16 protein-coding genes and 1 riboswitch are annotated in these 15,994 nt (G+C 61.1%); of the genes, 3 read left to right on the forward strand and 13 right to left on the reverse strand.

Going from position 1 to position 15,994, the window contains the following annotated elements:
* Positions 1-16: 16 nt before the first annotated feature.
* The 6 genes from cobF to cbiE are packed head-to-tail and all read right to left on the reverse strand — an operon-like array spanning position 17 to position 5,142.
* Positions 17-760 carry a precorrin-6A synthase (deacetylating) gene (cobF, locus tag ACR0EK_RS17040; RefSeq protein ID WP_480898065.1) on the reverse strand — a complete coding sequence of 248 codons (744 nt, stop codon included), beginning with the start codon at positions 758-760 and terminating at the stop codon, positions 17-19.
* A complete protein-coding gene (gene cobA / locus ACR0EK_RS17045) occupies positions 753-1,481 on the reverse strand; it encodes a uroporphyrinogen-III C-methyltransferase (RefSeq protein WP_480898067.1) in 729 nt (242 codons plus the stop codon). Before cobA ends, cobF begins: the two co-directional genes overlap by 8 nt.
* Complete coding sequence (locus tag ACR0EK_RS17050) at positions 1,478-2,800, reverse strand: cobyrinic acid a,c-diamide synthase CobB (protein WP_480898489.1); 1,323 nt, start codon at positions 2,798-2,800, stop codon at positions 1,478-1,480. The genes cobA and ACR0EK_RS17050 overlap by 4 nt, the downstream gene beginning before the upstream one ends.
* Positions 2,787-3,581 carry a precorrin-4 C(11)-methyltransferase gene (gene cobM, locus ACR0EK_RS17055; protein WP_480915064.1) on the reverse strand — a complete coding sequence of 265 codons (795 nt, stop codon included), beginning with the start codon at positions 3,579-3,581 and terminating at the stop codon, positions 2,787-2,789. The genes ACR0EK_RS17050 and cobM overlap by 14 nt, the downstream gene beginning before the upstream one ends.
* Positions 3,578-3,946 carry a cobalamin biosynthesis protein gene (locus ACR0EK_RS17060; protein ID WP_480915066.1) on the reverse strand — a complete coding sequence of 123 codons (369 nt, stop codon included), beginning with the start codon at positions 3,944-3,946 and terminating at the stop codon, positions 3,578-3,580. The genes cobM and ACR0EK_RS17060 overlap by 4 nt, the downstream gene beginning before the upstream one ends.
* Positions 3,943-5,142, reverse strand: a complete 1,200-nt coding sequence (gene cbiE, locus ACR0EK_RS17065) for a precorrin-6y C5,15-methyltransferase (decarboxylating) subunit CbiE (protein WP_480967966.1) — start codon at positions 5,140-5,142, stop codon at positions 3,943-3,945. Before cbiE ends, ACR0EK_RS17060 begins: the two co-directional genes overlap by 4 nt.
* Here cbiE and ACR0EK_RS17070 point away from each other — a divergent pair.
* Entirely contained in the window at positions 5,141-5,872 is a 732-nt protein-coding gene (locus ACR0EK_RS17070; protein ID WP_480967967.1) for a cobalt-precorrin-6A reductase, read from the forward strand. The genes cbiE and ACR0EK_RS17070 overlap by 2 nt on opposite strands.
* Here the strand turns inward: ACR0EK_RS17070 and cobJ are convergent.
* Genes cobJ through ACR0EK_RS17105 form a run of 7 tightly spaced genes read right to left on the reverse strand, consistent with a single transcriptional unit; the run spans position 5,863 to position 13,827 of the window.
* The gene (cobJ, locus tag ACR0EK_RS17075; protein WP_480915072.1) at positions 5,863-6,627 is read right to left on the reverse strand and encodes a precorrin-3B C(17)-methyltransferase; all 765 of its coding nucleotides are present in this window, start codon (positions 6,625-6,627) and stop codon (positions 5,863-5,865) included. The genes ACR0EK_RS17070 and cobJ overlap by 10 nt on opposite strands.
* On the reverse strand, positions 6,624-7,352 hold the full coding sequence (locus tag ACR0EK_RS17080; RefSeq protein ID WP_209503323.1) for a precorrin-2 C(20)-methyltransferase: 729 nt from the start codon (positions 7,350-7,352) through the stop codon (positions 6,624-6,626). Before ACR0EK_RS17080 ends, cobJ begins: the two co-directional genes overlap by 4 nt.
* Positions 7,349-7,978: a precorrin-8X methylmutase gene (locus ACR0EK_RS17085; protein WP_480484225.1), complete on the reverse strand. Its 630-nt coding sequence runs from the start codon at positions 7,976-7,978 to the stop codon at positions 7,349-7,351. Before ACR0EK_RS17085 ends, ACR0EK_RS17080 begins: the two co-directional genes overlap by 4 nt.
* The gene (locus tag ACR0EK_RS17090; protein WP_480898082.1) at positions 7,978-9,099 is read right to left on the reverse strand and encodes a cobalamin biosynthesis protein CobG; all 1,122 of its coding nucleotides are present in this window, start codon (positions 9,097-9,099) and stop codon (positions 7,978-7,980) included. Before ACR0EK_RS17090 ends, ACR0EK_RS17085 begins: the two co-directional genes overlap by 1 nt.
* Complete coding sequence (cobN, locus tag ACR0EK_RS17095) at positions 9,096-12,389, reverse strand: cobaltochelatase subunit CobN (protein WP_480898084.1); 3,294 nt, start codon at positions 12,387-12,389, stop codon at positions 9,096-9,098. Before cobN ends, ACR0EK_RS17090 begins: the two co-directional genes overlap by 4 nt.
* 3 nt (positions 12,390-12,392) lie before the next feature.
* Positions 12,393-13,448: a cobalamin biosynthesis protein CobW gene (gene cobW, locus ACR0EK_RS17100; protein ID WP_480967968.1), complete on the reverse strand. Its 1,056-nt coding sequence runs from the start codon at positions 13,446-13,448 to the stop codon at positions 12,393-12,395.
* Positions 13,449-13,452: 4 nt separating this feature from the next.
* Positions 13,453-13,827 carry a DUF1636 family protein gene (locus ACR0EK_RS17105; protein ID WP_480967969.1) on the reverse strand — a complete coding sequence of 125 codons (375 nt, stop codon included), beginning with the start codon at positions 13,825-13,827 and terminating at the stop codon, positions 13,453-13,455.
* Between the two features lie 94 nt (positions 13,828-13,921).
* Positions 13,922-14,126: riboswitch (cobalamin riboswitch) on the reverse strand.
* A gap of 102 nt (positions 14,127-14,228) precedes the next feature.
* Between ACR0EK_RS17105 and ACR0EK_RS17110 the strand changes: the two genes are divergently transcribed.
* Both ACR0EK_RS17110 and ACR0EK_RS17115 read left to right on the forward strand, forming a co-directional pair.
* Complete coding sequence (locus ACR0EK_RS17110; RefSeq protein ID WP_480967970.1) at positions 14,229-15,224, forward strand: NAD(P)-dependent oxidoreductase; 996 nt, start codon at positions 14,229-14,231, stop codon at positions 15,222-15,224.
* Positions 15,225-15,594: 370 nt separating this feature from the next.
* Complete coding sequence (locus ACR0EK_RS17115; protein WP_480915076.1) at positions 15,595-15,759, forward strand: hypothetical protein; 165 nt, start codon at positions 15,595-15,597, stop codon at positions 15,757-15,759.
* Positions 15,760-15,994: the final 235 nt, after the last annotated feature.

Consider the following 15,994-nt stretch of genomic DNA (forward strand, 5'->3'; position numbering starts at 1 on the left):
TTCATGTGCCCGTGCGTTACTTCCGTCGAGCCTTCAATAGGTAGATATCCATGATCCAGCCATGTTCGGCGCGGGCTTTCGCCCGGGTCTCAAGGATATTCTGCGCAACCTCATCCAGCGGGCCACTGATCAGAACCTCTTCTTTCATACCCACATAGGCGCCCCACCAAATGTCATAACTTGCCAAATCAAGGGTTTGGAACGAGCATTCGCCGTCCAGCATCACAGCGACGTTCGAGGCCGCATCAGGCCAGCCTTCATCCCGGATACGACGACCGGTTGTGACAACGTAGGGCGCGCCCAGATCATTGATCGGAATCGCATGGGCGGCGGTCAGCGCCTGCAAGGCGGTGATGCCGGGGATAACCTTGGTATTGGGTTGCGGGTTCAACCGGGCAGCGATGCGCAGTGAGCTGTCATAGAGGGACGGATCCCCCCAAATCAGCAGCGCGACATGCTGCGCCTCTGGATGAGCGGCTATGGCCGCTTGCCAGCGCAGGGCGATGGCGTCGTGCCATTCATCGACACCGCGCAGGTAGCCATCGTCGGCCCGGCGCTGGGGAATATCGAAATAGGCAATCTGCGGCGGCGTTTCGGCGACACGCTCGATGATCGCTTCACGCAGCCCGGCCAGATCAGCCTTGTTTTCCCCCTTGCGTGGAATCAGGATCAAATCCGCCGCCCGGATCGCCTGCGCGCCCTGAAACGTTACATGATCCGGATTGCCGGTACCGATACCGATCAAGCTCAGATCATTCATCGTCGAACTCCGCCAGCGGACCATAAAGGATCAGCGCCGGTGCTTTGCCAATCTCGGTTTTCAGCTGCTCTGCCAGCGCGCCAATCGTGGCGCGTTGCAGCTTTTGGTCGGGGGTCGAGACGGATTCGGCCATAAGCGCCGGAGTATCCAACGGCAATCCTTGCGTGTGCAGGGCTTCGACCAGCAGGGGAAAGGTGCGCTTGCCCATGAAAACGACGGTCGTGGCCTGCGGATCGGCCAGCGCCCTCAGGTTCAGGTCGTCGGGCAACTCACCACTGACGTCATGACCGGTCACGAACTGAACCCGCCGGGCCGTAAGCCGACGCGTCAATGGAATGCCTGCGGCCGCTGCCGCTGCCACTGCCGAGGGGACACCGGGAATGATCTCATAGGCGATACCGGCTGCGCGCAGGGCGACAAGCTCTTCCTCGAGCCGTCCGAACATACCGCCGTCGCCGGATTTCAGGCGCACCACATGCTGACCGGATTGCGCGTAATCCACCAGCAATCGGCTGACATGGTCCTGCTTGGGGGACGGACGACCAGCCCGCTTTCCGACGCCAACCAGATCCGCATCGTCGCGCGCATGGCTCAGGATCGGGCCGCTGCTGAGATCGTCGAACAGGATCGCATCGGCCTTTTGCATCCGGTCCACCGCCTTGAGTGTCAGCAGTTCCGGATCACCGGGGCCAGAGCCGATGAAAGAAACAAAGCCGCTCATGCCGACGCCTCCGCAATCAGGTGAAAGAACGTGCCAGTGACATTGCCACGCAGTGATCCGGTTTGCGGACCTTCTTCCCCTTCGGCGTCAAACACGCGTGCCAATGGGGCGTCCGGTTGATCCACGATCGAGGAATAGTGGAACTCGTGCCCGCGCAAGGCTGCGCCTTTGGCAAAGCCGGGCATGGGGGCCAACAACTCGGCTTTTCTGTAGCCAAGATTGAACTTGCGCTTCTGGTAGGATGTGACGAGCCCCAGCAAGCCGGCCATTTCATGTTGCACGCCGTCCTTGTCGATCAGCGCCTGACCAAGCGCCATGTAGCCGCCGCATTCTCCGTGCACCGGTTTTGTTTCCGCATGTTTACGCAGTCCACTCAGAAAGGTGGTGGCCGCCGCCAATGCTCCGGCATGCAATTCGGGATACCCGCCAGGCAGCCAGACCAGATCGGCATCCGCCGCCGGAGGTTCGTTCGCCAAGGGGGAAAAAGGCAAGATCTCGGCACCCGCATCGTGCCACCCCTGCAAAAGGTGGGGGTAGGTAAAGGAAAAGGCTGCATCACGGGCCAGCGCGATTCGCTGGGCGGGGGGGCGCGGCAGCGCGGCTGACGATGGCCCGCCGGGGCCTGAGGAAGCTGCCCGCTTGATTGCGTCGAGGTCCACATGTTCTCTCAAGAACGCAGCATAGCCTACAATGGCGCTTTCCAGATCGGGGTGTTCAACCGCCTGAATAAGTCCCAAGTGCCGCTCGGGCAGGGTCAAGTCACCACGCCGGGGCAGGACGCCCAGAACAGGCAGGCCCGCGCGCTCCATCCCCAGACGGGTCAGGCGTTCATGGCGGGGGCTGGCGCATCGGTTCAGGATCACTCCGGCAAAGGGCAGGTCAGGATTGTACATCCTGAACCCCAGCGCCGTTGCCGCCGCTGATTGTGCCTGCCCGCCCACATCCAACACAAGTACAACGGGCCAGCCCATGCGCAGGGCGGTCTCGGCGCTCGAACCGTGCCCGACTTCGCCAGGCTTTGCGACACCGTCGAACAAACCCATCGAGCCCTCGGCCACCACAATGTCAGCGCCTTCGGCCTGAGCAGAAATTGCGCCGAGCAGGGGATCTGCCATCGCCCAGCTGTCCAGATTGAACGAAGCCCGCCCGGCAGCCGCCCGGTGAAAGGCGGGATCGATATAATCCGGCCCGCTTTTAAAGGGTTGCACGGTCAGGCCATCTTCGGCCAGCGCGCGCAAAAGGCCCAGCATGACCGTCGTCTTGCCGGTACCCGAAGAGGGAGCTGAAATCAAAATACCCGGAGGGTTAGTCATCACCATGGCTCCAGCTTGACCAAGGGCTATCTGCACTTTGTGGGCGATAGCGGCGGTCGTAATCTCTGGAATAAAGACAGCTTTCGTCAAAACCCTCACCGGCCAGCGCGGGGCCTACCATGATCAAAGCGGTGCGCGAGATGCTTTCGTCCAGCGACCCTTTCAGGGTTTCCAGCGTTGCGCGGATGATCTTTTCATCCGGCCAGCTTGCGCGATACACAACGGCCACCGGGCAATCGGCGCCATAAGCCGGGGTCAGGTCTGCGATAACCTTGTCCAGATTGCCGATTGACAGATGAATAGCCAAAGTCGCGCCGGTACGGGCAAAATTCACCAGCGTTTCACCTTCGGGCATGGATGACGCGCGCCCCGGCGTCCGGGTCAGAACCACCGATTGCGCCAGTCCCGGCAGGGTCAGTTCGGTGCCCAGGGCCGCTGCCGCGGCGGCAAAGGATGGTACGCCAGGGGTCACACTGACCGGAATGCCCAAGTCTTTCAGGCGGCGGATCTGTTCGCCCATCGCCGACCAGACTGACAAATCGCCCGAATGCAGCCGCGCCACATCCTGACCCGCTTTATGCGCGACTTCGATCTCAGCCATGATCTGGTCCAGATTCATGGGCGCAGTGTTGATGATTTTTGCGTCTTTGGGGCAGTGGCTCAGAATTTCCTCGGGCACCAGTGATCCGGCATAAAGGCACACGGGGCACGAGGCGATGATGTCGCGCCCACGCAATGTCAACAGGTCTGCAGCGCCCGGTCCGGCGCCGATGAAATGAACGGTCATGTTTGTCCTCCGATGGCGATGGCGCAGGTGGCCAGCCGGTCGTCCGAAATGTGTCTGGGTGAAAGCAGCCGCGCGCCGGACCCGGCGGCGGCAAGGGCGGATGCTTCGGCTACGCTGCCGGTGCCATAAGCGGCACGGCTGCGGTTCGAGCATGACAGGGTGCGTTGTCCGGCCAAATCGGCAGCCGCCACGAAATGCAGCGGAAGGGCAAGGCTTTCCGCAAAGGCCGCCAGCGCAGAGTGGCCGCTTTTGTCGGCAACCGTCGCTAGCGCTTGGACATCATGGCTGGCCGCTGCCGCGTCATAGGCGGCGCGCAAACTGTCGGCCGTCGCGTCTGATGAAAAGCCCAAGCCTGCCACGATCATAAGGTCACGCTCCACTGCACGACCGGATAGGCAGATTTCCAGCCGCGCCGCGGTCCGAGCGGTGCAGAATGTGCCAGTTCGATCCGCAACAGGTCTCCGCCCAGGTCTTGGTGCCATCGCGCCAACAGCGCTTCGCTTTCCAACGTTACCGCATTGGCGACCAACCGGGTGCCAGCGGGCAGGGCGTCGCGAAGCCACGCCAGCAGACTGGGGCTGAGCCCACCGCCGATGAAAACCACGTCCGGCAGGGGCAAACCGGGCAGCGCTCCGGGCGCGGTACCGTGGACAACCTGTAACCGATCCTGCCCCAGCGCGTCGGCATTGCGACGAATGCGTTCGGCCCTGTCAGCGCGGGGTTCGATACTGGTGGCGGTCAGGGTCGGGTCGCACATCAGCCATTCAATACTGATCGAGCCGGTGCCACCGCCAATGTCCCACAGATGCTCACCCCTCTGTGGCGCCAATGCGGACAGGGTCAGCGCCCGGATCGGGCGTTTGGTGATCTGGCCGTCGGTTTCAAAAAGATCATCCGGCTTGCCCGAGGCCTTGGACACAGCCCGCCCAGTGCCGGTCACTTCCAACCCGACGCAGACAGGATGATCGAAGGTTCCCAGCAGAGCTTCGGTCAGGCTCACTGTCTGGACGTTTTCACGCGGGCCGCCGAGGGCCTGCATCACATGCAACGCGCTGTCGGCAAATCCGGTTTCGCTTAGATATGTCGCCAGTTCAGCAACCGCCTTTCCGTCACGCAATAGCGCAATGGCATGAAGTCCCGGGGCCAGATGCGGTCGCAATCGGGTCAAAGGCGCAGCGTGCAGGCCAAAGGTCAGCGTGCTTTCCAAAGGCCAGCCCAGCCGCGCAGCGGCCAGCGAAAATGTGGACTGGCCGGGCAGGGCGGTCCACTCGTTGGCATCGAAGTTACGCGCGATGACGGACCCCGCGCCAAACCAGAACGGATCACCTGACGCCAGAACCACCGTCTGCCGTCCGCGCAGGCCTTTCAGGGTCGGCAATCCCTCCGAGAACGGCACCGGCCATTCGAACCGCTCAGCCTCGTTTTCCGGCAGCAGCGACAGGTGGCGCGGCGGCCCCATGATCACTTCGGCCCGGTCCAGCACTTGACGGCTTGCAGGCGACAGGCCATCAAACCCATCTTCGCCCAATCCCAGAACGGTCAGCCACGGAGATTCAGACATGCCCAAACTCCTGATTCTTGGCGGCACGACCGAGGCCAACGCTTTGGCCAAAGCTGTTGCGGAACAAGGGATTGCGGCTGTGTATTCTTATGCGGGACGGGTGGAAACCCCGCGCTCGCAGCCGTTGCCGGTGCGAGTTGGCGGGTTTGGCGGCCCGGAAGGTCTGGCCTACTACATCCGCGAAAACGCGATCACCCATGTCGTGGATGCGACCCATCCATTTGCCGCGCAGATGAGCCGGAACGCGATTGAGGCGTGTCACACAACGCGGGTTCCACTGGCTGCCTTGACCCGCGCGGCGTGGAAGCCGCAACCCGGCGACGTCTGGCACCGCGTGCCCGATATCACTGCCGCCGTCGATGCGCTTGCAGGTGATCCGCAGCGTGTGTTTTTGGCTGTCGGACGTATGCACCTTGAAGACTTTGCTGCTCAGCCCCAGCATTACTACCTGCTGCGCCTTGTGGATGAGCCCGACACTTTGCCCTTGCCCAACGCAGAGGTGGTCGTGGCCCGGGGTCCTTTTACAGAAGCTGATGACCGTGCGCTGATGCAGCAACACAGGGCGCAACTTGTGGTGTCCAAGAACGCGGGCGGCTCGGGTGCGCGTGCCAAGCTGGACGCAGCGCGGGCGCTGGGCCTGCCAGTGCTTATGATCGACCGCCCTGTTCTGCCTAAGCGGACCGAGCTTTCGACTGTCGCACAGGTTCTGGACTGGCTGTCTCATCCCTGATCCTCGACCGGGGTGAAGCGTGGCGTATAGACGATCGGTGTGCCGTGGCGTTCGATGACCCGGGTGCGCGACGAGCCGACAATGACCACGGTCTGCATATCCGCCATCTCGGGCGTGGCCTCGGCCAGTGTGGAAATCCGGATCACCTCATCCGCTCGTGACACGGCGCGTGCAAACAGGATCACTCGCTCGGGTTCACATTCTTCGCGCAGGATTTCCAGTGTCTTTACAAAGCCTTCCGGGCGAGATTTCGAGCGGGGATTATAGAAGGCCATCGAAAAATCGCCTTGCGCAGCTAAGCGCAGGCGCTTTTCGATCAGCGCCCATGGCTTTAGGTTATCACTAAGGTTGATGGCGCAGAAATCATGCCCCATCGGAGCGCCTGCGCGCGCGGATGCGGCCAGCATCGCCGTGATCCCCGGCAGTACATCGATCTGAAGGTCACGCCATGCTGTTGGGCCATTCTCCAACGCTTCGAACACGGCTGCCGCCATAGCAAACACACCGGGATCGCCCGAGGACACAACAACCACCCGCCTGCCTTCGGAGGCCATTTGCAGCGCGTGTTGCGAGCGGTCGATTTCAACCCGGTTGTCACTGGCGTGCAGGGTCAGGCCGGGGCGGTCGGCCACGCGGGCCACATAAGGGATATAGCCCACTACATCGGTGGCGTCGGCCAAAGCCGCTGTAACTTCAGGGGTGACCAGAGCCTCATCCCCCGGACCAAGGCCTGCGATCTTGACCCAACCGCTCATGGTCGCCGCCCCTGACCGTGCACAACGATGATCGAGAAATACGGGGTGATCTTCTCGCAGGCTTCGGACAGCTTTGTCACCGTCTGGTTCGGCATTTGCGCATATTCGACAATCCAAGCGCGGTCGTACAGCCCGGAGGTTTTCAGTGCGCGTTTCACCTTGTCGATGTTCCGCCCGATTTTCATCACGACCAAAGCATCTGTCTGCGCCATACGTTCAGCCAAAACCTCCTCGGGCAGAGTGCCAACCAGCACGGTCAGCACATCATCGCCCCATGTGATCGGATCGCCCGTGGCCGTCCACGCACCGGACATGCCGGTGATGGCTGGCACAACCTCGACCGGAGCTTCGTCACGCAACCGATTGTAAAGATGCATGAACGAGCCGTAGAAAAACGGATCGCCCTCACACAGGACCACCACATCCTCGCCCTGTTCCGACAGCGTCTTAAGGTGCGCTGTGCACTCTTCATAGAATGCGGCCAGCAACTCGTTATAACGCGGATCGGTGACCGGGATCTCGGTGGTCACAGGGTATTCCATCGGGAATTCAATCGCGCCTTCGGGGATCATCCCGTTGACGATTTTGCGGGCCTGACCGCTGCGACCCGGTTTGCGAAAGAATGCCACATGCTTGGCGTTGCGCAGCAGGCGATCAGCCCGGACGCTCATCAGATCCGGATCGCCGGGGCCAAGGCCCACACCGTATATGGTGCCCATCTTCATTCTGCCCGGCTTGCAATGGCGTTGATGGCCGCCACGGTGATGGCGCTGCCGCCCAGACGACCTTTGACAATGCAGGACGGCACCGGTTGCGCCTGCCATAGCGCATCTTTGGATTCCATCGCTCCGACAAATCCGACCGGGCAGCCGATGATCGCAGCAGGGCGCGGGCAATCCGGGTCTTCCAGCATGTTCAGCAAGTGAAACAGCGCGGTGGGCGCGTTTCCAATGGCGACCAGAGCACCTTCCAGATGCGGACGCCAGAATTCCAGCGCAGCGGCAGAACGGGTGTTGCTCATCTTGGTGGCCAGAGGGCGCACGCGTTCGTCATGGAGGGTGCAGATCACCTGGTTGTCGGCAGGCAGACGGAAGCGGGTCACACCTTCGCTGACCATGCGCGCGTCACACAGGATCGCCGCGCCGTTTTCCAGCGCCGTGCGTGCGGCCTGCACAAATCCGGGTGAGAAATGTACAAACTCCTCCAGCCCGACCATGCCGGCGGCGTGGATCATCCGAACGGCGACCTGCTCTTCATCGGTATCAAAGCGGGCCAGATCAGCCTCGGACCGGATGGTGGCAAAGCTTTCCTTGTAGATCGCCGCGCCATCAGTTTCGTATGTATAGGGCATCAGGTGAAGTCCATAGTCATGAGTGTTTCCGGGTCGAGCCCGCGTTGGCTGGGCTCATCCCCCGCGCGGCCCTGTTTGACAAGATCAAATCGCCCGTTGTTGCCGACCACTGTGATCTCGGCCGGGCCCATATGGGCGCACCCCTTGGCGCAGCCCGAGACATGCAGACGACCGTGAATGCGCCGAGCCAATGCACGGGCGATGTCGCGGGTTTCCACCTGCGCTTGCGGGCAGAACGGCGCGCCGGGGCAGGCGTCGGTTGTCATCATCGGATCGGCTCCGTCCATGACGAAATCCGGGGAGGGTATCGCCGCCCCGCCTTCCAGCAGGATCAGCCGCCACGGTGTGACACGCAAGGCAGAAGCGCCGCTGGCTTCGATCAGTTCACAAAGCTTGTGCGCAGGCAGCGAGCCGAAAGCCGCGCCGTAGAGAGCACCCAGTTCACAGGGGCCGGGTTGCAGTTTTTCACCGAAAGGACCGGGGGCAAATCCCTGCCATTCCTGTGGCAACGCGTGGGTGACCCGCGCCATGCGACGTGTCTCGGCCGTGTAAGTCTCAGAAAACCACAGGGCCAATGCGATCACGTTGTCAATGGCGTTATCCTCGGTCACAGACCGCCCGGTTTTGCAGCCGTCGGCGCGCAGGATCGGACCGCCGGCACCCAGCTCCAGACGAATATCTGCAGAATCCGAGGCCAACAGGCGCTTCGGGCCTGTATCTATGGCAAAACCAAACTTAGCGGGCAGAGCAGGCAATTCGGCCAGTCGATCAATCAACTCCAGTGTCAGCCGCGCGGTCAAATCGCCCGCCTGATAGAGCGGAGTGACCAGAATATTGCGGCGTACTTCGATGCCGGGTTCCGTATCAAGCAAGTTCAGCGCTGCAAGTTCCACAAGCAACGGCTGGTGGTCGCGCTCATCCACGCCGCGCAGTTGCAGGTTGGCACGATTGGTCAGGTCAATGGTGCCGTTGCCGAACCGTTCAGCCAGTTCGCACAAACCAATAGCCTGCCTGGCACTCAGTCGCGCCAGACGCGGACGGACCCGCACGACCAGCCCGTCGCCTGACATCATCGGGCGATGTGCGCCAGGGCACCAGCCTTGAACGATAGGTGCACTCATCCCAAACCCTCCAAGTCGGCACGGATCGAATTCCGGCGTGTGTTCCAAAGCCCCGCTTCCAGCAATGCACGGAACCTGTCTTGCATGGCCTGATGGGCCTTCGGGTTGGCCTCTTGCAGAAAGGCATCAACGGCCTCATTGCCCAATGTGGCTTCGTGGTAGAGATCAAATAGATGCGGAGCGACGGTTCCGGACAGATGCGCAAAAGAGGCCATGTGATCCAGCGTCGCAGCAATCTCGGCGGCGCCGCGAAAACCATGGCGCTGCATCCCCGCGATCCAGCCAGGGTTGGCAGCACGGGCATGAACGACGCGGCTGATTTCTTCCGGCAGAGTCCGGGCGCGCGGATTATCGGGGTTGGTGTTGTCCAGATGGTAAAGCTGCGCGGATCCGCCGACGAATTTCTTGGCGGCGGCAAAACCGGCCTCATGCGTGGCATAATCGTTGGCCAGCAGCAGGTCAGTTTCCGTCAGATCCTGGAGGTGAACAAAACTGTCGGCATTGGCGACACGATCCGTGATTCCCTCTTTGTCTTGCGCAACGTGCTCACCTTCCAGCGCGTACGAGCTGGCCTCCAGCCATGCCTCCCCGGCTTGGGTGCGCGCTTCGTCCGTATAGGTCTCGGACAGATGGGTCATGTTCAGGCCGTAACTGCCGGGTGCCGGGCCAAACACCCGCGCAGCCGGGGCGTGACCGGCATAGGGGTTCCAGTCGGTCGCTTCATCACGCTCTGACAAAGCCCGGACCGCCTGACCATAAAGGGCTGACAACGTAGGGAACACATCGCGAAACAAGCCTGAAACCCGCAGGGTGACGTCCAGGCGCGGGCGGCTCAGGTCGGTGATGGGCAGCACTTCGATACCCGAAACCCGCTCGGACCCCTTGTCCCAAACCGGCTTTACACCCAGCAGGTGCAGGGCCATGGCGAATTCTTCGCCCGCCGTGCGCATGGTGGCCGATCCCCACAGATCGACAATCAGCCCTTTCGGGTAATCGCCTTCCTCCTGCAAGTGTCGCCGTACCAGTTCCTCGGCCAGTTTCACACCTTGCGCGTAGGCTGCGCGGGTGGGCACAGACCGAGGATCGGTGGTAAACAGGTTTCGCCCGGTCGGCAGCACGTCAGAGCGGCCCCGATAGGGCGAGCCGGACGGGCCAGCCTCGATCCGCTTGCCGGCCAGCGCATTGATCAGGGCCTTGCGTTCGGCATGGGCGGATGGGGCTGGGTCGAAACTGCCGGTCACATCCGGGACACGCCCATAGACGTGCAGCCCGTCGCCAAACTGACTTTCCTTGATATCGCAGACAAAGCGGTCGATGCGGGTGATTGCTTCGGCGGTGCTGGTGGCCTGGTTCAGGCCCAGATCGTGCTCCAGCCCAATGGCTTGCGCCTCATCCCGGATATCTTCCTGCAACCGGTCACGGCGTCTGGGGTCAAGGCCGTCCGCGTTTGAGAACTCGTCCAGCAGGGCTTCCAGTCGCACCATCCGGTCAGGCGTTCCGCTTTCTTTCATGGGGGGCGGGATGTGGCCCAGGGTCACCGCGCCGATCCGGCGCTTGGCCTGCGCGGCCTCACCTGGGTCGTTGACGATGAACGGGTAGATCACCGGCAGGTCACGGATCAGCGCCTCGGGCCAGCAGTCTGCTGATAGGGCGACCGATTTGCCGGGCAGCCATTCCAGTGTGCCATGCGCACCGATATGGATCAGCGCGTCCGCGCCAAGACCTTTGCGCAGCCACAAATAGAAGGCGACATAGCTATGGCGCGGGGTACGCGAAAGGTCGTGATAGTCGTCATCACGCAGTTCGGGTGTTCCGCGCTCTGGTTGCAGTGCGACCAGCGCCTTGCCGCGTCGCAAAGCCGTGAAGTGAAACGCACCCTGAGTGAAAGTTGGGTCTTGCTCAGGATTGCCCCATACGGTGTGCAGATCGGTGCGCAGGGTTTGGGGCAATTCAGCGAGTGCGCTCAGATAATCCTCAAGCGGCCACGATATCCGGGCGTCCAAGAGTGCGTCGGCAACCGGATCGCCAGCCGCGATGTCGTAGCCTTCACCGCAAAGATCAGACAGCATCGCCTCAGCCGAGGCCAGCGCGTCGAGACCAACCGCATGGGCCATTTGCCAGTCTTTGCCGGGATATGTGGACAGTACCAACGCGGGGATCTGGTCTGCCTTGGGTTTGTCATTCAGGGCAAGCCAGCCCGATACCCGATCGATGATCGCCTCGATCCGGTCCGACTCGGCCCGATGCGCAAAACGCGAGTATTCCAAATGCGGATCGCGCTTGCCCGGTTCTTTGAAAGAGACAACGCCTGCCGATATTCGCCCGTCCACTTCGGGCAATACCACATGCATGGCGAGGTCGGCGGGTGACAGGCCGCGTTCGGCCTCCGCCCAGGCCTTGCGTCGCGAGGTGGCGAGAGCGACCTGAAACACCGGCACATCCGCTGCGTCCAGAGGCGACGTGCCGGACGCGCCCTTGCCCGAGAATGAAGTGGCGTTGATGATCGCCGACGGTCGCAAGGCGACGACCTGTTCCCTGAGCCAGTCGGCAGCGGCTGGGGTCTTGAGCGACGGGGCAAACAGACCCACCGCCTGAAGCCCGCGGGCGCGCAGGCTGCGGATCAGGGCCGCGACCGGGGCGGTGTCTGCGGATGTCAGATACGCGCGATAAAAGGTGACAAGGATGCGTTTCGTATCGCTCTGGAATGCGGAACCCACCGGGACGACACCCTGATCTGGACACCACGCACCGCATTCGGGCAGGGTTTTCGCGCCCATCACTGGCCCGGCATAAAGCCCTGCTGCCAAGGCCATCTGGGCCAATGCGGCCTGCGCGGCGACTTCGCCGCCGGTGTCACACAGATGTGCCAGCCGCCTCAGGGTCGAGAGGGGCAGGGTCGAATACTCATCCAACCGAGTGTCTTCACGCCCATCCGCCGGTAAAACGGCTAACGCGATGCCTTTGGCTTGCGCCAGTGCCAGAACCTGTTGCAGCCCGTAAGACCAATAGGGCACGCCACCTATCAGACGGATCAGGATGCCCTTTGCGCCCTCAAGTGTCTGTTCGACATAGGTATCGACGGACAGAGGGTGCTTCAGCGCCGCAAGATTGGCCAGCCGCATCGTGGGCATCCGCCCCTCAGGCCCGCCGCCGCGATGCCAGCCCGCCGCGAAAGCGCCCAGGTCACTGTCGGAAAAGGACAGCACAACCAGATCACCCGGGCTTTGGCCCAGATCGGTTGGGGTCTCGGTTTCCTCGAGCCCGTGGCTTTCGCGAAAGACGACGTGCATGACTTACTCGGCAACCTCGGTCACACCCACGAGGATATCACGGATTTCGGCTTCTTTGATGTCGTCATGCTCGGCAATCACGACCAGGCGCGAGCGGCGCTCTTCACCGGGCTCCCACGGGCGGTCGTATTGGTGACGAACCCGCGCGCCGACAGCCTGAACCAGCAGGCGCATCGGTTTGCCAGCGACGGCGGCATAGCCTTTGACGCGCAGGATATTCAGCTCAGTCGCAAGACGTTCGATTCTGGCTACCAGTTCCGCAGGGTCGGTCTGTTCCGGCAACTCGACGATGATGCTCTCGAAATCGTCATGCTCATGATCGTGATGGCCATCGTGATGTGACGGGCGCGCGTCCATGTCATCTTCGGCGGCAGCCTCAAGGCCAAGCACGACACGTACGTCGACGACACCCTCTGCAACCTCGACGACGGGAAGCGGGCGCGGCGCCTCGGTGGCGATGATCTGTTTGGCTTTCGCGACACCTTCGGGACCTGCCAGATCGGGCTTGGTCAGCAGGATGATATCCGCGCACGAGATTTGATCTTCGAACACCTCGGACAAGGGTGTTTCGTGATCGATCGAGTCATCAGCCAGCCGTTGGGCATCCACCGCTTCAACGTTCGGAGCAAAGCGACCGGCGGCCACAGCCTCGGCATCGGCCAGCGCAATCACGCCATCAACGGTGATTTTCGAACGGATATCAGGCCAATCAAATGCTTTCAGCAGCGGTTTGGGCAGTGCAAGGCCGGATGTTTCGATCAGGATGTGATCCGGGCGCGGTTCCAGCGCCATCAGCGCCTCGATGGTCGGGATGAAATCGTCGGCCACGGTGCAGCAGATGCAGCCGTTTGCCAGTTCCATGATGTTTTCCGCAGGGCATTCCGGAATCGCGCAGGACTTCAGGATGTCGCCATCAACACCCACATCGCCAAACTCGTTAACAACAATCGCAAGGCGCTTGCCCTGCGGGTTCTGCATCAGATGGCGCACCAGCGTGGTTTTGCCCGAGCCCAGAAAGCCGGTGATCACAGTGACGGGGAGTTTTTCAAGGTTCGACATGATCTCAGGCTCCAATCGGGGGAATGCGCGAGGCGCAGTTTTTGCGGAAATGTTCAGGGCGGTCGCGCCATTTCACCAGACCATCGCCTGTGGCCAGATACTTAGTCGCGCCATCGATGATGACATCGACGTGATCGATTTCGTTCAGATTCTCGTAAACAAAGGTCCAGCGATCCGGCCCGCCCCGAAGCACGATGGAACAACCCTGATCGCAGTTCGAAAGGCATTCGACCGGTTTCAGAATGATGCCATCCGGCAAGGCAGCCTGTTCCAGGGCCTTGTGCAACAATGTGCCGGGTCGCTCAGCGTCATCCTCGACGGGCAGACCCCGGCGGCAAGTCGTGCAGACCAGTAGCTCTACCGGTGCGTTCTCGGTCATGTCTCTCATCCCCCCAAATCCTCTTCGCGGGGGACGGGGTTTCATGCGGGCACCACGTCTGCACATGGACCCGACACCGGAACACCCCGCCCGGTTTCAACTTCGGGTGTTGGCAGGTCTCCCGGCTTACGGATGCCAGAGCGGTCGCTCTGTCGGATGTCCCGCCTTCCCGGCACAGGCCAGTGGCATTGGGCATCCTCTCCGGTCACGGTCGCGGGGGCGGCTGCGCTTGGCGGATGAACCGTTGACGCATTCCCTTTTCATCGGCTGTCGCCGACACCAACGAAAGGGACATGCGGCACCGCTGACCCGCTTGTCAAGCGGTTCGCGCGCAACAAATAAGCCAAGGAGAAAAAAGCGACCTGTAGGCGTCGTTCGGCGGCATGAAGAATGTGTTCGGTATGTGGTCGCATGACGGGAAAACGACGAACTTGGAGATGCGTCATATGAAAGTGGGATTTATCGGTCTGGGTAACGTAGGCGGAAAGCTTTCGGGATCCCTTTTGCGCAACGGCATTGATCTGACTGTGCATGACCTGAACGCGGATCTGGTGGCCGAGTTTGTCGCCAAAGGTGCAAAGGCGGCTGAGGGGCCCGCCCAGTTGATGCGCGATTGCGATGCGGTGATCACCTGTCTGCCGTCTCCGGCAGCATCAGACGCAGTCATGCAGGAGATGTTGCCCGAAGTGGGCCCCGGCAAGATCTGGATGGAGATGTCGACCACGGACGAGGCCGAAGTCAAACGCCTGGGAGCCGTAGTCATATCGCGCGGCGGTGCGGCCGTCGATTGCCCGGTTTCTGGCGGGTGCCACCGTGCCGCGACAGGCAATATCTCGATCTTTGCGGGCTGTGACCGGGAAACGTTTGAACGAATTCTGCCGTTCCTGACGACAATGGGTCGTCGGGTTTTGCACACCGGCGAACTGGGCTCGGCCTCGGTGCTGAAAGTGATGACCAATTATCTTGCCACCGCCAACCTGATCACCTGCGCCGAAGCACTGGTTACGGCAAAGGCTGCGGGGATGGATCTGAACACGACCTATGAGGCGATCAAAATCTCGTCCGGCACGTCCTTCGTGCACGAAACCGAAAGTCAGGTCATCTTGAACGGGTCGCGCGATATTTCCTTCACCATGGATCTGGTGAAGAAGGATATCGGTCTGTTTCAGGAGGTCGCCGACCGCGCCGGGGTGCCGCTGGAAATAAACCCGGTGATGATCAACATCTTTAACGATGGTATCGCACGCTATGGCGAACGCGAGCTTTCACCAAATATTATCAAGCGGCTGGAAGAGGCAACCGGCCTGGATATCACCGCCCCGGGCTTCCCTGCCGAAATGACGGATGATGAGCCGGAGGAGCCGGGATACGAGGTTGTGCCACAAGGGCGCGCCTGAACGTAAGGCACATACCAGACAAAATCGCGCCCCGTGAATGAGCAGGGGTAGGCAGGTGTTCCGAAAAACACGCCATATCTGGCCCGCAATTCGACAGAATCGCGGGCCTTGAACGTCTTGAAATACCGAGCGTCGCACGCGTGCACTGCGGGGTTAAGTCAGCGATTAGGATGTAGTTGGAGGCGAGTACCGGAATCGAGACTTCTTAGTAAAATACAATAAAAACAACGTGTTGAATTTTCTGTATCCTCCAGAGGATGCGCCTTATATCCTCCAAACTACCTGCGGAAGTTCGGGTTAATGCCTTCGGTGACAACCCCGCGTAAGTCCAATAGGCTCAAAGAGTACGACCAAAGCGGGAGTAGGTGAGGTGGACCAAGCGCAGTTCGATCAGATGATCGCCAAGATGAACGCTGAGACCACGAGGCTCATCGATGAGACCGCTAAGATCAATAGCAGAAATCCTTATGCTGAGATGGCGATTGGCTCTGAGGTGACGCTGGCCATTGTCGTTATTCTAGGTTTGGTCACCTAACCTCAATCTTTGGGTTGTCGCACAACTGCTTTCTTACCGGTGATTGACTCGATGAGTCTCCTGCTGTGAGAGGCTATTTGATTACTGTTTCCCGCAGCATACTCGTTGAACTGCCTTACGTGATCGGGGGGTTCTTTAGGCATTATGGACGTGTCGCGGTTTGCTGCCGCTCCTTTGATAGCATTTATTGCAGCAAAGGAGACGAACTATGGGACTGAAACGGACGGACGAATTT

It is taken from the genome of Ruegeria sp. AE4, assembly GCF_056542185.1.